General features: G+C 33.5%; 15 protein-coding genes. All 15 read right to left on the bottom strand.

Annotated features, from left to right (window positions below; genetic code table 11):
- Positions 1-36 precede the first annotated feature (36 nt).
- The 15 genes from GXK57_RS15160 to GXK57_RS15090 all read right to left on the bottom strand — a co-directional run bounded on the left by GXK57_RS15160 (position 37) and on the right by GXK57_RS15090 (position 20729).
- The gene (locus GXK57_RS15160) at positions 37-807 is read right to left on the bottom strand and encodes a GGDEF domain-containing protein (RefSeq protein ID WP_160677991.1); all 771 of its coding nucleotides are present in this window, start codon (positions 805-807) and stop codon (positions 37-39) included.
- Positions 808-1079: 272 nt separating this feature from the next.
- Complete coding sequence (gene purD, locus GXK57_RS15155; RefSeq protein ID WP_160677989.1) at positions 1080-2333, bottom strand: phosphoribosylamine--glycine ligase; 1254 nt, start codon at positions 2331-2333, stop codon at positions 1080-1082.
- 20 nt (positions 2334-2353) lie between these two features.
- A complete protein-coding gene (gene purH / locus GXK57_RS15150; RefSeq protein WP_160677987.1) occupies positions 2354-3859 on the bottom strand; it encodes a bifunctional phosphoribosylaminoimidazolecarboxamide formyltransferase/IMP cyclohydrolase in 1506 nt (501 codons plus the stop codon).
- Positions 3860-3920: 61 nt separating this feature from the next.
- Positions 3921-4529 (bottom strand): phosphoribosylglycinamide formyltransferase, encoded by a 609-nt coding sequence (gene purN, locus GXK57_RS15145; protein WP_160677985.1) that lies wholly within the window; start codon positions 4527-4529, stop codon positions 3921-3923.
- Positions 4517-5518, bottom strand: a complete 1002-nt coding sequence (gene purM / locus GXK57_RS15140) for a phosphoribosylformylglycinamidine cyclo-ligase (protein ID WP_160677983.1) — start codon at positions 5516-5518, stop codon at positions 4517-4519. The genes purN and purM overlap by 13 nt, the downstream gene beginning before the upstream one ends.
- Before the next feature lie 7 nt (positions 5519-5525).
- Positions 5526-6935: an amidophosphoribosyltransferase gene (gene purF, locus GXK57_RS15135; RefSeq protein ID WP_160677981.1), complete on the bottom strand. Its 1410-nt coding sequence runs from the start codon at positions 6933-6935 to the stop codon at positions 5526-5528.
- A gap of 23 nt (positions 6936-6958) precedes the next feature.
- Positions 6959-7663, bottom strand: coding sequence for a phosphoribosylaminoimidazolesuccinocarboxamide synthase (gene purC, locus GXK57_RS15130; protein ID WP_128214548.1), 705 nt, complete (start codon positions 7661-7663; stop codon positions 6959-6961).
- A complete protein-coding gene (gene purE, locus GXK57_RS15125; RefSeq protein WP_128214549.1) occupies positions 7663-8142 on the bottom strand; it encodes a 5-(carboxyamino)imidazole ribonucleotide mutase in 480 nt (159 codons plus the stop codon). Before purE ends, purC begins: the two co-directional genes overlap by 1 nt.
- Positions 8143-8368: 226 nt before the next feature.
- The gene (locus GXK57_RS15120; protein WP_160677979.1) at positions 8369-12112 is read right to left on the bottom strand and encodes a phosphoribosylformylglycinamidine synthase; all 3744 of its coding nucleotides are present in this window, start codon (positions 12110-12112) and stop codon (positions 8369-8371) included.
- A gap of 331 nt (positions 12113-12443) precedes the next feature.
- Positions 12444-13499, bottom strand: a complete 1056-nt coding sequence (locus GXK57_RS15115) for an alanine racemase (RefSeq protein WP_160677977.1) — start codon at positions 13497-13499, stop codon at positions 12444-12446.
- Between the two features lie 565 nt (positions 13500-14064).
- Positions 14065-14685 carry an HD domain-containing protein gene (locus GXK57_RS15110; protein ID WP_160677975.1) on the bottom strand — a complete coding sequence of 207 codons (621 nt, stop codon included), beginning with the start codon at positions 14683-14685 and terminating at the stop codon, positions 14065-14067.
- Between the two features lie 152 nt (positions 14686-14837).
- Complete coding sequence (locus GXK57_RS15105; protein WP_207710236.1) at positions 14838-15530, bottom strand: YjbE family putative metal transport protein; 693 nt, start codon at positions 15528-15530, stop codon at positions 14838-14840.
- 302 nt (positions 15531-15832) lie between these two features.
- Positions 15833-17509, bottom strand: a complete 1677-nt coding sequence (locus GXK57_RS15100; RefSeq protein WP_160677971.1) for a glycosyltransferase 87 family protein — start codon at positions 17507-17509, stop codon at positions 15833-15835.
- A 182-nt stretch (positions 17510-17691) separates the two neighbouring features.
- On the bottom strand, positions 17692-18588 hold the full coding sequence (locus GXK57_RS15095; RefSeq protein ID WP_160677969.1) for a GGDEF domain-containing protein: 897 nt from the start codon (positions 18586-18588) through the stop codon (positions 17692-17694).
- A gap of 32 nt (positions 18589-18620) precedes the next feature.
- Complete coding sequence (locus GXK57_RS15090; RefSeq protein ID WP_160677967.1) at positions 18621-20729, bottom strand: GGDEF domain-containing phosphodiesterase; 2109 nt, start codon at positions 20727-20729, stop codon at positions 18621-18623.
- Between the last annotated feature and the right edge of the window lie 57 nt (positions 20730-20786).

The raw sequence follows: 20786 nt of genomic DNA, 5'->3' as shown, positions 1-20786 counted from the left end.
AAAATCCTCTAAAACAAAAGGCTTCAAAAATATATTTTATTCTACAAATTTAACATTGTTTTTTCCGCTGTTTTTTGCTATATATAGAGCCTTATCTACTTTATCAAAAAGCCTTTCATAATCAGTACCTTTTTCATACTCAGCAACACCAATACTTACAGTAACTTTCTCAAGCTCTACATAAATATTTTCGTATATTAATTTTCTAAGCTTTTCTCCTAGCTTTAGTGCCCCTTGGATTTTTGTTTCAGGGGCTATTATCACAAATTCCTCTCCACCCCATCTTACGAAAAAATCTGTTTTTCTAAGCTTTGAGCTAACTACTTTTGATATATTTTTCAGCACAATATCCCCTCTACTATGTCCATATCTATCATTTATCTTCTTAAAGTCATCTATATCAATGATAGCCATAGATAAGGAAGTACCATACCTATTACATCTTTCAAGCTCAACAGCTAAAATTTCCTCTAGCTTTCTTCTATTAAAAGCACCAGTTAGGTTGTCCAAAGTTGCTTCTTCTTTTAATTTAGCATTTTCCTTATTAAGCTGTTCTATGGTGTTTTCAGCTTTTATCAGCTTCATATTAATAAATTTCCACAACATAAAGGTATCAGCTATTATGGTTATAAAAAATGCCATTAATGCTATGAATTCCACTTTTAAGTCGTATTTAATTATGTATCTTATAATGACAAATAATAATGCTATTGATATAATTGCAAAAGTAATAAAAATAATCTTATAGTTATTATTAAAATCTACACTATCCTTTTCCGTTAGCTCTGCTTTTTCATCTGGAACCATATATCTTCCTCCAATAAATAAAAATCCTTCTTTCAATATTGCTCATCTTTACAATATATTTTAGAGATTTATCTATTATGCTAAAAAAGGAAAAAGGACTGCCTAATAATATTTTTATTTAGACAGCCCTTTAAGATATATATTAGGTTTCAAATGGTAACTTTTTAAATTTCTTATATCAAAACTTAATTTATACTTGTTCCAAGCTTCCACCTTGTGGGTATTTTGAAGCACGTATAAATTAATAGTTGAGTAAGCATTTTATGCTCTTCTTATTCTGTAACAAGCCCTATATCTTTTCTAAAATATTTTCCATCAAAGTCCACTGAAGCTATATTTGCATAAGCTTTTTCTCTCGCAGCCTCTATGGTATCCCCTATGCCTACCACAGAAAGTACTCTTCCGCCAGAAGTCACTAAGGTATCATCCTTAATAACTCCCCCTGCGATAAATACATTCTCTTTTACAGAAGGCTCTATATCTATCTTAAAGCCTTTTTCAAAGTCTCCTGGGTAACCTTTAGAAGCTAACACCACATTGCAGCAAGCTCCTTTTTTCCAACTTACTTTAGCTTCACTTAATTTTTCTTCTAGGGAAAGCTCTATAAGTTCAAGGAAATCACTATCCATTAAGGAAAGTACAGATTGAGTCTCTGGATCTCCCATTCTTACATTGTACTCTAAAAGGTAACAGCCTTTTTCAGTTATCATAACACCAAAGAAGATTATTCCCTTATAGTCAAAGCCTTCTTCTCTTATTCCTAAAAGTGTAGGCTTCATTATATTATCTTCAAAGTCTTTAAACACTTCTTCAGTAACATATGGGTTAGGAGCTATTACTCCCATGCCACCAGTATTGGGACCAACTCCACCATCAAAGATCTGCTTATGATCCTTGGCAGATAAGAATGGTATTATTGTTTTTCCATCAGTTATAGAAAGTATTGAAGCTTCTACCCCTTTTAAAAACTCTTCAATAACAATCTTTTGACCTGCACCTTTAAACTTATCTTGTACCATGAATTCCTTTATGGTATCCTCAGCTTCTTTAAAGTTTTCGCAAATGGCTACCCCTTTACCAGCTGCCAAACCATCAGCTTTTATAACTATTGGATATTCAGAGCTTTTAAGGTATTCTATAGCCTCATTACTATGGTAAAAAACCTCATAAGCAGCGGTCTTTATATTGTATTTCTTCATAAAATCCTTTGAAAAGCTCTTGCTGCCTTCAAGCATAGCTGCTCTCTGTTCTGGTCCAAAAATCTTTAAGTTCTCTTTTTTAAATAAATCTACTATACCCTTTGTTAATGGTTCTTCTGGTCCTACCACAGTCAAATCGATGTTGTTGCCCTTGGCAAATTCAGCCATTTCTTCAAATGTACCTAAATTTATATTCTCACATTTATTCTCTAGTGCTGTTCCACCATTACCAGGTGTCACATATATTTTCTCTACCTTTGAGCTCTTAGCCAGTTTCCATGCTATGGCATGTTCTCTGCCTCCGCCTCCAACCAGTAAAATATTCATCAATTATCACTCCATCTATCTTAGTGTTTGAAATGTCTTATACCTGTGAACACCATGCTAATTCCATGCTTATTGCATTGATCTATAGACTCCTGATCTCTTATAGATCCGCCTGGCTGAATAATTGCCTTAATATCGTATTTTGCAGCTTCTTCTACTACATCTCCGAATGGGAAGAAGGCATCTGATGCAAGCACAGTAGCTCCTGTCCCTCTCTTTAGTGCATCTATTGTAGGCCATATTCTATTAACTTGACCTCCACCGATTCCTACTGCTTTGCCATCATTTATTACAACTATAGCATTTGACTTAACATACTTAACCACCTTCATGCCGAAGATCATGTCCTTCATCTCAGCCTCTGTTGGTGTTTTTTCTGTAACCACCTTAATTTCTTCTATAAGCTTTCTATCTTCTTCTTGTACTAGTATTCCACCATCCACTGTAACCATGTACTTATCAGCCTTAGGAGCAGAATTAACCTTTATAACTCTTAAGTTCTTCTTCTTTCTTAAAACCTCTAAAGCCTCTTCTTCATATTCTGGTGCTGCTACTACCTCTAAGAATATCTTGCTCATCTCTTCTGCTGTAGCCTTGTCTAGCTTTCTGTTAACAGCAACTATGCCGCCAAATATTGAAGTTGGATCACATTCATATGCCTTCATATAGCTATCATAAACAGTTTCTCCAATAGCAACTCCACATGGAGTATTGTGCTTAAGTCCACAAGTTACTATCTCTTCAAATTCATTTACAACCTTCCAAGCTATATCTAAATCCTTTAAGTTGTTGTAAGAAAGCTCTTTTCCGTTAAGAACCTCGAAGGTATTCATAGCGCCATCTACTTCATTGTTTGAGTAGTAAGCTGCGCTTTGGTGAGGATTTTCTCCATATCTTAATTCCTGCTTTTTCTTATAAGAAATTGAAAGATATTCTGGATACTCCTCTTCACCTTCTAGAAGGAAGTTACTTATAGCTCCATCATAAGCACTCATTAAGTTAAATACCTTACCAGCTAGTACTTTTCTTGTCTTAAGACTAACGTCTTTACTTTGCTCAATTTCTTCTTTAACTTTGCTGTAATCCTCTATATTGCTTATAACTACAACATCCCTAAAGTTTTTAGCAGCAGCTCTAAGCATTGTAGGACCACCGATATCTATAAATTCAACCTTTTCTTCAAAGCTCAAATCTTCCTTTACCTTTTCAAAGAAAGGATATAGATTTACTACAACTAGATCTATTGTGTCAATACCTCTTTCCTTAATGGTCTTCATATGCTCTTCGTTGTCTCTTATAGCTAATATACCTCCATGAATCACAGGATGAAGAGTCTTAACTCTTCCATCAAGCATTTCTGGTGCCTTTGTGATCTCAGCTATCTCCTTTACCACAACACCGTTTTCTAGAAGATATTTATATGTTCCACCTGAAGAAATTATCTCAACATCGTTACTTGCAAGAAACTTAGCAAAATCAAGTATGCCAGTTTTATCATATACGCTTAGTAAAGCTCTCTTAATCATCAAAAAACCTCCTTAGATTTAGACTTACTTAACAGTAAAAAATTCGCTGAAGCGAGCTTCTTTATAGTAAAAAAGTTTTTCCGTCTTTTATTGTAACTTTTCCCTCACTTATAAGCTTTATAGCTTTTGGTAAAATCTCATGCTCTTTTTCAAGCACTCTTTTTTGTAGTGTAGCTGCATCATCCTCTTGCAATACCTGTACTGCCTCTTGAAGAAGTATTTCTCCCCCGTCAACCTCTTCATTAACAAAGTGCACTGTACAGCCTGAGTATCTTACACCTTTTTTAATAACAGCTTCGTGAACCTTTATTCCATACATTCCCGCCCCAGAGAATGCTGGAATAAGTGATGGATGGATATTTATTATTTTATTCTTAAATTGCCTTAAGATCTCCCCATTTAAAATAGATAAATATCCTGCAAGTACTATCAAATCAACCTTACCTTTTATAAGTTCTAATATCCTATTGGAACTTTCAGCCCCAAACTCCTTTTTAGATACTACAAAGGCTGGGATATTCTTTTCTCTAGCTCTGGTTAAAGCATAAGCACTATCTTTATCAGAAATAACCGCTTCAATAGAACAGTTTAAATCTCCCTTTTCAATACTTTCTATTATAGCCCCTAGGTTACTTCCTCCCCCTGAAACCAATACTGCTATTCTAAGCAAACACCCTCACCTCCAGCTCTTACATATCCAATGTCGTAAGCTCTCTCGCCTTGTGATATTAAAAGCTCAAGTACAGCGTCCTTATCCTTAGCATCTACAGCAAGTACAAATCCAATCCCCATATTAAAGGTATTGTACATATGATCCTTTTCAACACCTCTATTAATTATCTCTTGGAATATGCTTGGAAGGGGGTAACTATTTTTCTTAATAACTGCTGTAAAGGAACCTTCACCAAACATTCTTGGTACATTTTCTATGAAGCCGCCACCAGTTATATGAGCCATCCCCTTTATGTCATAGCTTTCTAAGACTCTCATTACTGGTTTAACATAGATTTTTGTAGGCTCTATTAAAGTTTGCCAAACTGGTTTTCCTTCAAACTCTTCATCTAAATCTGAAAAAATCTTTCTCACTAGAGAAAATCCATTAGAATGTATCCCTGAAGAAGCTATTCCTATAAGAACATTGCCTTCTTCTATATTACTTCCGTTTATTATCTTATCTTTATCAACAACTCCTACTGCAAAACCAGCTAGATCATATTCTCCTTCACTATAGAAACCTGGCATTTCAGCAGTTTCTCCACCTATTAAAGAACAGTCCCCTTGAAGACATCCTTCAGATACTCCCTTTACTAAGTCAGCTGCCACTTCCGCTTCAAGCTTGCCGCAAGCTAGATAGTCAAGGAAAAATAAAGGTTTTGCTCCATGGCAAAGTATGTCATTCACACACATAGCAACACAGTCTATTCCTACAGTATCGTATTTCTTTGTCTTAAAGGCAATATCAAGCTTTGTTCCTACTCCATCAGTTCCTGAAACCAATACTGGTTTCTTGTAGCCTTCTGGAAGTTCAACCATTCCTGCAAAGCTTCCTAGTCCATTTAAAACGTACTGTGATAAAGTTCTACTTGCATAATCCTTTATAAGTTTAACAGATTTGTATCCCTCTTCTATGTCTACTCCTGCTTGTTTGTATGTTAACATTTCTTCACTACCTTTCAAGATGATCTTTTGCTGTTTCTATTGGGGTTGAAACTGGGTATATTCCATTAAAGCAGCCTAAACAAAATCCTTTTTTATCTCCGAAGCACTTTAACAAGCTTTCTACTGAAATATAAGCAAGGGAATCTGCTCCAATCACTGCATTGATTTCATCGACTGATCTCTCTGACCCAACCAATTCTTTTCTATAGGATATGTCTATTCCAAAGTAACATGGATACCCTACAATAGGAGATGCTACTCTAAAGTGAACTTCTGTAGCTCCAGCTTTTCTTAAAGACTCAACTAAGTGTCTTGAAGTAGTTCCTCTTACTATAGAATCATCAATTAATATAACTCTTTTTCCTTCTACATTGGCCTTTAGTGGATTAAGCTTTACGGATACAGCTCTTTCTCTCATCTCCTGATTTGGAGTTATAAAGGTTCTTCCAACATACTTATTCTTTACAAAGCCGGTTTCAAAAGGAATTCCTGAAGCTCTAGAATAACCTATAGCTGCAGATATTCCTGAGTCTGGAACACCTATAACAACATCTGCTTCCACTGGTGATTCCTTGAACAACATTTCTCCTGCTTTTACTCTTGATTGGTGAACATTAATACCATCAATAGTACTATCTGGTCTTGCAAAATATATATATTCAAATACACAAGTTTCACACTGTGTCTGCTCTGAATACTTTACACTTTCAATTCCATGTTCATCTATTATTACAATTTCTCCTGGTTCTACATCTCTTACAAAGTCAGCTCCAACCGTATCTAAAGCACAGCTCTCAGAAGCTAAGATATAGCTGTCACCAATTTTCCCAATACATAGAGGTCTTATTCCATTAGAATCTCTTACCCCTATTAGCTTATCCTTAGTCATCATGACTAAAGCAAAGGAGCCTTTGATGGTTTGAACAGCATCAGCTATAGCTCTTTCTATTCCTCTCTTCGCTCCTCTAGCTATAAGACTTATTATTACTTCTGAGTCTATTGAGGTATGAAAAACATGGCCCGAATCCTCTAAAAGCTCCCTAAGTACATCAGCATTTACTAGATTTCCGTTATGCGCTATGGCAATAGAGCCAAGCTTGTATGAGCTTAATAGTGGTTGTGCATTTTCCACATTAGTTGATCCTGTAGTTGAATATCTAACGTGTCCAATTGCTATATGTCCTTTTAATTCCTGAATGTGCTTTTCTTTAAAAGCTTCAGTAATAAGACCTAGATCTTTATGAAGTTTTAAACTTTCACCATCAGAAACTGCAATACCCGCACTTTCTTGTCCTCTGTGTTGCAATGCATAAAGTCCATAGTATGTGATTCTTGCTACATCTAAGTTGTTCTTGGAAAACACTCCAAATACTCCACATTCTTCTTTAAACTTATCTTCAATTGGCTCTATTCTCATAATCAGATTCCTTTCACTAATAATTACTGGTTGATTCTATTAAGTATTTCTACATAAGCATCTTTAACGTTGCCAAGATCTCTTCTAAATCTATCCTTGTCTAGTTTTTCATTAGTTGTTGCATCCCAGAATCTGCAAGTATCTGGTGATATTTCATCAGCTAATAATATTTCTCCATTGTATCTACCAAACTCTAACTTAAAGTCTATTAGCTTTATGTTTTGCTTTAAGAAGAATTCCTTTAGTACATCATTAACCTTTGCAGTCATTTCATATATTTTATTTAATTCTTCAAAAGAAGCTGCTCCAATACCTACTGCATGGTAGTCATTTATTAATGGATCGCCTAGTGCATCGTCTTTTAAGCAGATTTCAAAAACTGTAGTCTTTAGTGGGAAGCCTTCTTCTAAGCCTAATCTCTTTGCCATGCTTCCTGCTGCTACGTTTCTAACTATAACTTCAAGAGGTACTATTTCAACCTTTTTGCAAAGTTGTTCTCTTTCATTTAACTTTTCTATAAAGTGAGTCTTAACTCCTTCTTTTTCAAGAAGATTGAAAAGTACAGAAGTTATTGCGTTGTTTAAAACACCTTTATCTTCTATTTGGCCCTTCTTTTCTCCGTTAAATGCTGTTGCATCGTCCTTGTAATATACTATTACTTCATCAGCCTTGTCTGTTGCATATATTTTCTTTGCTTTTCCTTCATACATCATTTCTAATTTTTCCATTATAGTTCCACTCCTTCTCCATTTTCCTTAATAAATTTTTCCTTCATGTCCTTACGGAAATTTATAAGCTTTTCTTTAAGCTCAGGATATTTTAATGAAAGCATCTGTACTGCAAGCATTCCTGCATTATAGCTGTTATTTATTCCAACGGTAGCTACTGGTATAGATTTAGGCATTTGCACTATTGAATATAAAGCATCTAATCCATTTATCGCTGCATTTACAGGTACTCCAATTACTGGCATTGTTGTGTGTGATGCTATAACTCCAGGAAGATGAGCTGCAAGTCCAGCTCCTGCAATTATCACTTCAAAACCCTGTTCATCTATTTCATGTAGAGTCTCCATTAGCTTTTCTGGAACTCTATGAGCAGATAGTACAAAAGCCTTGTACTCTACTCCAAATTCCTTAAGAGCGTTTGCTGCTCCCTTCATTACATCAGTATCTGATTTTGAACCAAAGAAAATTGCTACTTTCATAGTTACCTCCAATATTTTTATAGATTGTCCTCTTATTTATATTAGCATTATTAATATTAGGCTATGTTCAATAATATTGTTGAAATTAAGTGGTTACGAAGAAGATAATATATGAGCGAGCAATTAGCGAAAGCTCATCAAAGCATCGGACAATTGCCCACTTAATTTCAAACATTACTTTGGCAGAGCCTATAATTAATATCTTAAATAATCTATTATGTTAAGTTTACTTGAAGTAATTAACTCCTGATTTAAACAACTTCTGATCAAAGTCTCCTGGAATGTTCTTGTACAGGTTGTTTCCTATTCTTTCTGAGTGTCCCATCTTACCTAATATTCTTCCATCTGGACTTGTTATACCTTCAATAGCAAGCATTGATCCATTTGGATTGTAAGGCATATCAAGCGTTGCTTCACCATTAAAGTCTACATATTGAGTTGCTATCTGCCCTTTTGCCTGAAGCTCTCTTAAAAGACCTTCTGGTGCTACAAATCTTCCTTCTCCATGAGATATTGGTATAGCATGTATATCCCCTAAACTAACCTCATTGAACCAAGGTGAAAGGGTTGATACCACCTTTGTATTTATGATGGAACTCATATGTCTTCCTATAGTATTGAAGGTTAAGGTTGCCATATCTTCTTCCATATCTACTATTTCTCCGTATGGTAACAAACCTAGTTTTACAAGAGCTTGGAAGCCATTACAAATACCTAACATAAGTCCATCTCTATTCTTTAGAAGTTCCATTACAGCATTACTTATTCTCTCATTTCTAAATACTGTTGCTATGAACTTTGCAGAACCATCTGGCTCATCTCCAGCACTAAAGCCTCCTGGAAGCATAATTATCTCACTATTCTTTATAGCCTTCTCCATCTCTACTAAGGAATCTAAAAGGCTTTCCTTAGTAAGATTCTTGAGTACTAGTTGCTTTACTACTGCTCCTTCTTTTTCAAAAGCTTTTGCACAGTCATACTCACAGTTTGTACCAGGGAATACTGGAATGAATACTCTTGGTTTAGCAGTTTTTATAGCTACAGTCTTTTTATAAGGATTTTCAAATAAGATAGAAGCTACTTTTTCATTTTTATCTTCAGTCTTTATCTTAAATACCTTACTTAGCTTGCCTTCCCATAAAGCTATGAGCTCATCTATTGCAAAGCAATGATCTAAAACTTCAATACTTGGTTCTGCCTTTGTTTCACCAATCTTCTTGTAACTAGCCCCTTGGAATTCTTTATCAACCTCTAAGCCTTCTGAAACTTCAAGAATAAAGCTTCCATAACTTAAAGAGAAAAGTTCTTCCTTGCTTAATGCTGAAAGCCTAACCCCAATTTTGTTTCCGAAACACATTTTTGATATTCCTTCACAAATGCCCCCATTTTTCAAGGAATATGCTGAGATAACCTTCTTTTCTTCAATGAGTCTTTCTATTACTTCAACGTTTTTCTTAAATTCTTCTATATTTATAAGTTCACTTTCATCTCTGCTTGTACTTACATAAACAACTTGAGAGTTTGCCTTTTTAAACTCTGGAGAAATTATATTTTTAGCCTTTTCCACTGCCACAGCAAAGGAAACTAAAGTAGGTGGTACATCCATATCGCCAAAGCTTCCAGACATACTATCCTTTCCTCCAATAGCTGCTATTCCTAAGTCTATCTGAGCTTGATAAGCTCCAAGTAACGCTGCTAGTGGTTTTCCCCATCTCTCAGGGTTCTTTCCAAGCTTTTCAAAGTACTCTTGGAAGGTAAGCCATACTTTCTTACTCTTACCACCTGTGGCTACTATCTTAGAAACTGATTCCACCACTGCATTATATGCACTGTGATATGGGCTCCATTTTGATAGCTTTGCATTAAAACCAAAGGTCATTATAGTAGCTTCCTCTGCTTCTCCTTCTAGAGTTGGTATCCTTGCAGCCATTCCTTCTGATGGAGTAAGCTGATACTTTCCTCCAAATGGCATCAATACAGTTCCTGCTCCTATAGTTCCATCAAATCTTTCAACTAATCCTTTTTGAGATGCCACATTTAAATCTTCCATAGTTTCAAACCATAGCTTCTTTAAATCTTCAGCACCTTCGCTCTTATATATATTTTCTTCAGCCTTAGGTGCTTTTAATATAGCGCTTGTTATTTGCTTAGCTCCATTTGTATCAAGGAAGGCTCTTGAAAGATCAACTATTTTCTTTCCATTCCAGAACATTCTCATCCTTTCAAGATCAGTTACTTCAGCTACTATAGTTGCTTCTAAGTTTTCTTCAAGTGCAAGCTTTATAAACTTTTCTCCATCTTCCTTAGCTATAACTACGGCCATTCTTTCCTGAGACTCTGATATAGCAAGTTCTGTACCATCAAGACCTTCATACTTTTTAGGAACTAGATCAAGATTTATATCAAGACCTCTGCAAAGTTCTCCTATTGCTACAGAAACTCCACCGGCACCAAAATCGTTACATCTCTTTATCATAGTAGATACTTTTGGATTTCTGAAAAGTCTTTGAAGCTTTCTTTCTGTAGGTGCATTACCTTTTTGAACTTCTGCTCCGCACTGTTCGATAGACTCTACTGTATGCTCCTTTGATGATCCAGTTGCCCCACCACAGCCATCTCTTCCTGTTCTTCCACCTAGAAGAACTATTATGTCTCCTTCTAAAGGCTCTTCTCTTCTAACGTTCTTAAAAGGTGCTGCTGCTATAACAGCTCCAATCTCCATTCTTTTAGCTACGTAACCAGGATCATATATTTCATTGACCTGTCCTGTTGCTAAACCTATCTGATTTCCATAAGAACTATAACCATGAGCAGCTCCTAGAGTTATCTTTCTTTGAGGAAGCTTACCCTTTAAGGTTTCTTCTATTGGTACTGTAGGATCACCACTTCCTGTAACTCTCATTGCTTGGTATACATAAGTTCTGCCTGACAATGGGTCTCTTATAGCCCCACCAAGACAGGTTGCTGCCCCACCAAAGGGTTCTATCTCCGTTGGATGGTTATGAGTTTCGTTCTTAAACATTACTAAGTAATCTTCAGTTCCCTTTTCAGTTTCAACCTTTACTTTTATGGAACAGGCGTTTATTTCATCAGATATGTCCAAATCTTCTAACACACCCTTACTTTTTAGTTCCTTCATTGCTATTACAGCTATATCCATTAAAGTCATATCTTTTTCTTTATTCTTGTACAAAACTTCTCTAGCTTCTTTGTATCTATTAAAGCTTTTTACAATAGGACTTGAATAGATGCTGTCTTCTATTTCAACATTTTCTATAGAAGTTAAGAAAGTAGTATGTCTGCAGTGATCGGACCAATAGGTGTCTATAACTTTTATCTCAGTGATAGTAGGATTTCTTTTCTCTTCTAAAAAGTAATCTTTTATTAGTTTTAAATCTTCTACTGTCATAGCTAAGCCTAATTCTTTATGCAGATCACTTAAGCCTTCACTGTCTAAACTTGTAAAATTATCTATATCTTCAACTTCGCTTGGAATTTCATAGGATGAGAATAGTTCTTTAGATAGAGGATCAACCTCTCTTGAATCAACAGGATTTATGTAATATTGCTTTATTTTCGCAAGTTCATCTTTGCTTATATCTCCACTTAAACATACTACCTTGGAGGACTTTATTTCTAGCTTTTCTCCAGAGGTAAGGATCTGAAAGCACTGTTCAGCAGAATCAGCTCTTTGATCATATTGGCCTGGAAGGTATTCTACTGCAAAAACCGCTTCTCCTTCTAAGATAGGAAATTGTTCTTCATAAACTTTATCTACCATAGGTTCAGAAAATATTATAGCTTTCGCTTTTTCATAAACATCTTTTTCAACTTCATTAAAGGAATATTTATTTAATAAACGTACATTTTCAATAGTATTAATTCCTAAATTTGTTTTGAAGTCCTCTAGTAGTGCTTTTGCTTCGATGTCAAAGCCTTGTTTTTTTTCTACATACAAAGTTCTAATCATGATTTCCTCCCAAAACACAAATATTCAGATTTAATATGGTTATGACGTATAACTTCGTTTTAAATTTAAATTTTCAAATTCTCCTCTCAAAACCCAGAGGAGTTTTTAAAATAGTTTTCTGATCGAACTAATACATCTTTATCGGCAAAAAAAAATTCCCAAGGAGATACTCAGGAAAGCAATCACCTTTGATTACGAATTATGCTTATACTTTTTTATTATTTATTCGTCTTTACAAAATTAAAATAACACTTTCACCATACTTTGTCAATAATAAAACAAAACAAACAGTTCAACATTCGTATATAACCGAACGTTAAACTGTTTATTCTTACTTATAATTCGTGATGTAATTTTTCTCCACTGACGAATCTGCTAATATAGGTGATATATCGATTCTAAGTATACTCTCTAATCCTATACCTTCCATGGATATCAGGGTGGTATTCATATTGGCAGTTCCAAGTACTCTTACGCCTTTGTTGCCAGCAAATATCACCGGTCTAAATTTTATATGATTATAAATAACCTTTATTATGTCGTAAAATAAGTTATGCTTTACAGCTTTATTAAATCCAAAATGTTCTATATTACCAAAACCAAGCACTCCCACATGCATATCTTGCTTAGCCTTGTACCTACAGCTATAGCCTACAGGCTCACCCTTCTTCACAAAATGCATGTTTACAGGCTTTGCAAAAAATCCATAGGCTTTCTTAAATCCTTGAGTTAAACCATCATATCCATATAAAAGATTCCCAGCTCTCACGCAATTAGTAAAGTCTGTCATCTCCCTATATTCACTATTCAACGTGCATGTAGAATTCAAACAATGTATATTAGGGATCACTCCCAAATACTTTTCCACTGCACTTTTAAATAAGCTTATTTGATTCTTTGTATACTTGACATCGCTTCCATTATGTAAGTGAGTATATATCCCATCAATAATTATGTTTTTATAGTCATTTCTAATTTTATCAATAACAAGATCTAATCTGTCAGGTCTAATACCCATTCTATTCATTCCAGTATCTATATAAAGATGAATCTTAAACTTCACCTCGTTTGGCAACTTTTCTAGTATGCTTTCATTGTCTATGGTAAATATTACGTTGTCCATATCTATATTAAAATCTGTTGCAGTTACAAGCGGACTTAAAAGCAATATTTCCTTCTCACTTTTAACTCTTTTTGCCTCTTCTATATCTCCTACTGCAAATAAATCCACAAAGGAATCTAAATACCCTGTTACTCCCTCAATTCCTAAACCATAAGCATTACCCTTAACAACTGCAATCAATTTTTTATTATTGGTTAATTGTTTTATTCTATCAACGTTATTTTTAATCTTATCTAAGTACACATCGCACCAAAAGTTCTTCATATGATGTTCCTTTCTACTTTTAATCCTTGTATCTTTTGGAATTTGTCCAAAGGTAGGCTGCTCCTAACAATATTACAACCACTGCTTTTACTACTGTTCCAGTATCCATACATATATCACCTTCCCATTAATTCAATATTATATACTATAAAAATAACATTTTGAATTAATTTTTAACTTTCACTACAAACTGAAAAACCGCTACTACCCATGAAAGCACTTTCATATATAATAGTAGGTATTTTTTTCTTATGTTTATTTATGAATATGGATACTAAATACAAGAAATAAAAAAGTTGTTAAAGCCATCTACAGGTAGTTGTCCATATCTTTCTCTAAAAAATATTTTTCTAGACAATAAAAAAATACCGCCATATGGCGGCAAAATCCTACGTAATGACCTTTCGAGTCATATTTATATTATTTACCAATTATATTAATTTATACATATACTATAAACTTATTTAGAGAAGCCTGCTTAATTTAAACACGGTAATTTAACAAATCCAAAAATAAAAACAGCTGTAGCATTTTTTGCTCTAGCTGTTTTTCTACACCTAAATTTTTACTTTCCGCCCTTTTCCTTTATAGCTTCAATATCTATACCACCATTTTTCATCTTCTTTTCAGCCTGATCAAGAATTAAACTTTTTAATTCCATAAGTGCCGGCTCGAACTCTACATGTTTATCCATCATATAGCACATATCATATTCTATATCTATCCAAGTAGCTAACTCCGCTTCATTATGCTGCACCTGAGCTTCAAGCTTGTCTAAGCCATTAGCCACTTTAGCTTCATAGGTTTCTTTCTCTTCAAACTCCATCCATAAATCATAAAGTTCAGGACCTAGAGCTACTCCAAGCATATCTCTTATCCTTTCTATTGCTCTTACTTCATTTTCATGCTTTAATTTCTTTACTTCTTCATTATTCATGCTGTTGAAAGCAGGTATATCTCCAGCCTCTGCCTCTACAAGATCATGTATTATAATCATTTTTAGAAGTTTCTCGGTATCTATTGGCTTTGATAGGTATTTTTCTAGCAGCATAGCCATAAGAGAAACTCTCCATGTATGCTCTGCCACACTTTCTTGTCTTCCATTAGATAAAAAACTATGTCTTAATTCATATTTTAGCTTTTCCCCTAGATTTATAACCTTTAAAATTCCTTTTATTTCATCCATTCTTCATCACCTTGTCCACTTTCTTCAGCTAATAATTTCTATAAAAGCTGTTTATCCTAAATATCTACTCCAGAAAATTGATTTTACTTGGTTCAACTAAAATTGTATAACTTCCTAGAAAGTAAAATAAATTAGTCACTAATATGTTTATACTATATATTTTCAAAACCGTAAACTATCACAGCCAAAGCACATAGTATTGAGAATATTAAACCTAGCGCTGGATTAATACCGCTAATCGCTGCTGATATTAGTTTATCATCAAATATCATTTTTACTGCAGTATATACTAAAAGCGCTGCACAAATATATATAATAACAGGAAACTTCACCATCATATCAGCAATAAATTCACTTCCCCAAAATATAATTGGCATACATACCATAAGACCGAATACCACAAGCCCCATCTGCTGTCCTGTAATTTGTCCTGTATCTGTCATAGCAATAGCCACGATAGCTAGTACATTATCAAGACTCATGCTAATATCTGCAACAGTTATTGATATTATAGCCTTAAAGAACCCACCAGTTTGTCTACTTTTTCCCTGCAAGCTTTTATGCTGTTCTTGCAGCATATTAAAGGTTATATATAAAAGTAAAATAGCACCTATTATGTCTATATGTAACCATTCTAAGGTATATAAATAGCCGATAATACCTACAAAAAATATTCTCAGAAAAAATGCTACGCATACCCCCATAATGTTGGCAAGCTTTGCTTTTTTTGGTGGAAGGTCTTTTATTGCCAGGGCAATTACTCCAACGTTATCCCCAGACAAAACCAAATTAATAAAGAAAATTTGTATCCCCTTGGAAATGAGCTCAGAAAATGTGTACATCATAACCTCCAAACTTTAACAATATTTAAGAAAAATAAATATTGTTTTCTTTAAATATACGCACAAATCTTTTATAAATATGCTATGAAGTGAAGCTATTTTATATTAATTTTGTGTTGTTATTCTGTTTTATTGACATAAGTTAATAGCTGTAGATACCCATATTAAAATTAAATTATATCTTTTAAAGTTAAAAGCCATGTATTAAAAGGTATCCTAACCTTCCTATATGCATGGCTTTTATTTAAGAACTACAAATATTCTATTTAAAACAGCATCTTTATAATTACCTTCCAACTAATCCGCTACATCTTTATAACAGATTTCTTAGAAAAACTATCAAAAACAACTTTAATAACATATGCAAATAGCACTATATTTAATATTGATACAAATATACCTATCGGCTCGCTACCTCCTCTTTTTTCATTTCCACCTAAGAAATTAAATAAGATTAAGTGTGTGTTTAGATATATCGTAATACTATATCCTAAACTTATTAGCAGCATCCTCTTATCTCTAAATTTGATGAAGGCGAATATCGACAGAATTATAGCTGGGAACAGGTATCTCTCATGCATACCTACTGAGAAAGTAAAAACCCCTGCTATTTGTATCAAAGCTGCAGCAAAAACATATTTTGCTTCTCTACCTTTATAATATATATACCATGATAGTAATGTGGTAAGTACTATAAATAACATTCCCCAGGTATGATAGCTCATAAAAATGAATATTGAGCTATCCTTAACGTAGTTTGCTCCCATTAGGTAAAAGAAATTAAATGCACTTACTGTTGCATAAGGATATTCAGATACAGTACTTGAATAAAGTTTAAAAATCCAAGTTATATCTCTACCTGAAGTAAAAGGTGTTATTATAATTAGCGCTGTAACTATAGCAACAACTAAAGATACAACAAAATTCTTTAGTTTCTTTTGTCTTACATGCTCAAAGAAAAGCACTGGTAGAAAAATAATACCTTGAGGTTTCATAAGTACAGCTACGGTAAATACAAAAGAAGACATAACTAGCTTATTCTTCGATAATAAGTAAAGTGCTATTACTATAATTAATGCAAATAAAGAGTCTACTTGTCCCCATACAGTTGAATTTATAAATACTGCAGGGTTATATAGGTATATTATAGATATAATCAAACTTATTTCACTACTTACATACCTTTTGGATACCCTAAATATGAGATATGATGAAATAACATCAGCTATTATCGATGGTAGTTTTAAAAGCAATACATAGTACTTATTTAATGCTGTTATCTTAGCCAAATTTCCTATCACATATAATACATACATATAAAGAGGAGGATAGTCACTCATCATAGTATTGGTATAGAATTTAGTTAAGTTTGATGAAACAGATTGCGCCCAACCTTTAAATATGTTCATGTCATTATGTCCGTATATTAAAAGTGCCAATGCAACTCTCAATAGAAATCCTATTCCAAAAAATAATAATATTAGTATTTTTTCATTTTTGGGATTTATTAAAGCTTTCTTTCTTATGAAATAATAGTAAAGCCCTATAGCAACACATATAAAAACACCTGCGTAAACATAAAAGTATTTGGAATATGCTGAGCCAGTACTACTTTGCCCAATTCTCATGAAATTTCCCTTAGTCCCACCTTGCCATTGAGGCCTACTCTTCAAACTATTGTCTGATGAACTTTCCTTACTATTGTCATTTACAGAACTGGAACCGCTACCAGCGTCTTGATTATTTAAACTTCTATCATTTTCACCAGAGTTTTTATTGCTACTTCTGCCTTCCTGTAAGTCATTTGGTGGACTGCCCATATTATTGCCAAAGCCTTGCCCCCCACCTCTATTATTCATAGTAAAATAAGTACTCTGATTAGTTCCTTTATAATTTATAACAGTATATCCACATACAAATATTGAAAATATAAGTGCAACAGCTAGAAAAATCTTTATTATACTTGCCTTTCCAATCTTCATAGATTCACATCCCTTCTTGTTTAGCTATCTATAATATAGATTTTAGTTAATAAATGTTGTACCAGTATCAAATTATAATGTGAAGTTTATGTGATAAGAAATGTACTAAAGGACTTTTTCAAATTACTTGTATAGCAAAAAAGCAGTAAGGGTTAATATATATTAATCCTCCACTGCTTATATTAAAGTATTATTCTATTTCTCCCTGCATTTTTTGCATCGTAAAGCTTTTGGTCAGCACATTTTAAAAACTGCTCTACGGTAATCTCTTTATCATAGGTTGTACATATTCCAAAAGATGCTGTTATCTTTATGTTTTCTCCATTAAGCACAAAGTTTTTCTTCTCTATATTTGTCTTCATTCTTTCTGCTATAACTAGAGCAGCTTCTGCAGCTGCGCCTGGAACACAAACTAAGAATTCTTCACCACCATATCTGCCTATCCAGTCCCTTTTATCCCTTATGCAACTTTTTAGAGCATCAGCAAACTCCCTTAAGACTTCATCTCCTGCTACATGTCCAAATTGATCATTTATATTTTTAAAATGATCTACGTCTACCATTATTATAGATATAGGTTGTTTGCTTTTATAACATATCTTCATATCTACGGGCAGCCTTTCATCTATAAACCTTCTATTGGCGATCTCCGTCAAAGAGTCTTTTATAGTAAGCTGCTTCATTTCTTGAATTATATTATTGACTTTACATCCTTTTGTATCTAAACTATGTCCATAAAAGAGAGTGTCTGTAACTTCTTTTATTAACTCAACAATTATGATTTTATCTTCTAACTCCATAGGCATTACAGTAATTAGATAAGATTTATCCTCTGAATTTTCTAATTTCATATAAGTCTTATTATCCTTTAACGCCCTTAGCGAAATACAGTTTTTACACATTTGTTCTTTTTCTATTTTGCTGAAGCAAGAACTTCCTTTTTCTATAAGTTTTCCTTCATCATATAATAAGACTTTTTTTGTTACAGGATCTACTATCCTTATTACATCATATAGTTTCTTAAGGATATCAATATTATCTTTAATAAGCTCTAAGTTTAACTCATCACCTATATTCATCTAACGAAATCACATCCATTCATCTTATGGCTTCAAAACAAATCCTGTTTCATTGTGGTAAAATAGATTTCAACTTCCTTACTTTCTACTGGTCTACTAAACAAATATCCTTGCGCATAATCACAATTATTTTTTTTAAGAAAGTTAAGCTGTTTGATGGTTTCTACTCCTTCTGCCACTAGTTTTAATTCTAATCTATTTATCAGTTTAATAACGTAATGTATAATTGGCTCTTCTTCAATATTTGTTGTAGTCTTTATAAATCCTCTATCTAGTTTAACAACATCAATTGGCAACTTTTTCAGATAGGTTAGAGACGAATACCCTGTGCCAAAATCATCAAGGGCAATCTTTATTCCTGTTTTCTTTATCTGCTTTAAGTTATTTATCGCTAAATCTAAGTCTTCCATAAAGGCTGTTTCAGTAACCTCAAATTGTACATCATCGTAATTTAAATTAATCTCTTCTGTAAGATTCTTTATGTAGTCTATAAACCCTTCGCTAACTACAGCTTTTCCAGAAATATTTACGGACATCTTAATATTATGATACCCTTTTTCTTCCCATTGCTTCTTCTGAATAAGTGCAGTTCTTAATACCCATTTTTCTATATCGTAAATAAGTCCAGCTTCTTCGGCTAAAGGAATAAAATCAATAGGAGGTATCATTCCTTTTTCAGGGTGGTACCACCTTATAAGTGCCTCTACTCCGTTAACTTGACTATCATACAAATTTATTATTGGTTGATAATACAAGATAAATTGCTCATTGTCAATAGCTCGTCTTAAATCATTAACTAGCTTTACTTGATTTAAATTTAATTCTTCCATTTCTGAATTATAAAAGCAGTAATCATCTTTCATATTCTTCTTCACATAATACATAGCCATATCAGCATTTTTCATAAGTATAGATAAAGTTTCACCATGTCCTGGATACAATGCAATTCCTGCACTAAAAGATATGAAGAATTCTTGCCCCTCTATAACCCATGGTTTTCTTAAGTATTGTATTAATTCCTTAACTTTACTTACCACTTGCTTCTTATCCTCTATATCTACAAAAACTATTGCAAATTCATCTCCACCAAGTCTTGCTATAATATTAGGATGCTTAATTTTTTCTTTTAGTATTGTTGATACATCTTTTAGTAGCTTATCTCCACACAAATGCCCCATTGTATCATTTATATTTTTAAAATTATCTACATCCATATAAACTAAGGCAAATCTTCTTTTACTCTCACTTGCTTCCTTTATTAGCTCTTGTAGTTTATCCTCAAGTAAAAATCTATTTGGTAGTCCTGTCAACATATCATAATACGCCATTGAGTTCAACTTCTCATTCATTTCTACATAAGCTGTTATATCAGCAAAAGAACCAGCTATTCTTATAACCTTTCCCTCAGAATTTCTAGTGCTCTTGCCTTTGCTTAGCATCCATTTATAACTGCCATCCTTGCATCTCATTCTAAAGGTATTTTCATAGGCTGTATCTCCTGACATAACATAATCACTTATTCTACTTAAAGCTTGCTCCTTCGTATCTGGATCAAGTAATCTTGTCCAGTCTTTAATATCATTTTTAAGCTCATTGTCTTCAAAGCCCAAATATCTTCTACACTTAGCTGAAAAATACCACTGATCATTTTCAACATCCCAATCCCATATACCACAATCCGCACCTTCAACTGCTAGTTCATATCTCTGCTCGCTAGTAATAAGTGCATTACGGTGCTTTTCAGATTCTATAAATTGTTCTTTTAAATCTTCTTGCAGAGCTACAAGTTCTTCATTTGCTGAACTCATACTTTCATAGTTATCATGTATTTTTTCTAAAGCCCTCTTAAAAAGAGTAAGCTTAGTAAAAATAAGTGAATAAACTATTATCATGGTTATAAGTACATAAAACCATCCCTTAAGTACAGCTAAAGTTTTAAAGGTATCTACATCCTTGACAATCAAACTTAAAATCTCATCGGATCCTATTATCCACAGCACTCCTACAATTCCATATATTAGCGTTATCCTTAACGCTTCTTTAGCAGGTCTAATATCGTAGTCATACTTCAAATAATCAAGTAGTTTATCCTCATCTATAGTATTCGATTTTAATAACTTACTTAAAAAGTTTAGCAACATATCCCAACCCTCTTATTAAAATAATATGGTTATATATTCATAATCCTATTAGTTATA

This window comes from Clostridium sp. C8-1-8, from assembly GCF_009928445.1.
Lineage (GTDB): Bacteria > Bacillota > Clostridia > Clostridiales > Clostridiaceae > Clostridium_AR.
Note: the sequence above shows the minus strand (reverse complement) of the source record. Positions and strands in the feature narration are given on the sequence as shown.

What these genes read in the sequence shown, in the direction of transcription:
- GXK57_RS15160 (WP_160677991.1), bottom strand. Translation starts at nt 807, where the DNA reads ATGGTTCCAGATGAAAAAGCAGAGCTAACGGAAAAGGATAGTGTAGAT.
- purD (WP_160677989.1), bottom strand. Translation starts at nt 2,333, where the DNA reads ATGAATATTTTACTGGTTGGAGGCGGAGGCAGAGAACATGCCATAGCA.
- purH (WP_160677987.1), bottom strand. Translation starts at nt 3,859, where the DNA reads ATGATTAAGAGAGCTTTACTAAGCGTATATGATAAAACTGGCATACTT.
- purM (WP_160677983.1), bottom strand. Translation starts at nt 5,518, where the DNA reads ATGTTAACATACAAACAAGCAGGAGTAGACATAGAAGAGGGATACAAA.
- purF (WP_160677981.1), bottom strand. Translation starts at nt 6,935, where the DNA reads ATGAGAATAGAGCCAATTGAAGATAAGTTTAAAGAAGAATGTGGAGTA.
- purC (WP_128214548.1), bottom strand. Translation starts at nt 7,663, where the DNA reads ATGGAAAAATTAGAAATGATGTATGAAGGAAAAGCAAAGAAAATATAT.
- purE (WP_128214549.1), bottom strand. Translation starts at nt 8,142, where the DNA reads ATGAAAGTAGCAATTTTCTTTGGTTCAAAATCAGATACTGATGTAATG.
- GXK57_RS15120 (WP_160677979.1), bottom strand. Translation starts at nt 12,112, where the DNA reads ATGATTAGAACTTTGTATGTAGAAAAAAAACAAGGCTTTGACATCGAA.
- GXK57_RS15115 (WP_160677977.1), bottom strand. Translation starts at nt 13,499, where the DNA reads ATGAAGAACTTTTGGTGCGATGTGTACTTAGATAAGATTAAAAATAAC.
- GXK57_RS15110 (WP_160677975.1), bottom strand. Translation starts at nt 14,685, where the DNA reads ATGGATGAAATAAAAGGAATTTTAAAGGTTATAAATCTAGGGGAAAAG.
- GXK57_RS15105 (WP_207710236.1), bottom strand. Translation starts at nt 15,530, where the DNA reads ATGATGTACACATTTTCTGAGCTCATTTCCAAGGGGATACAAATTTTC.
- GXK57_RS15100 (WP_160677971.1), bottom strand. Translation starts at nt 17,509, where the DNA reads ATGAAGATTGGAAAGGCAAGTATAATAAAGATTTTTCTAGCTGTTGCA.
- GXK57_RS15095 (WP_160677969.1), bottom strand. Translation starts at nt 18,588, where the DNA reads ATGAATATAGGTGATGAGTTAAACTTAGAGCTTATTAAAGATAATATT.
- GXK57_RS15090 (WP_160677967.1), bottom strand. Translation starts at nt 20,729, where the DNA reads ATGTTGCTAAACTTTTTAAGTAAGTTATTAAAATCGAATACTATAGAT.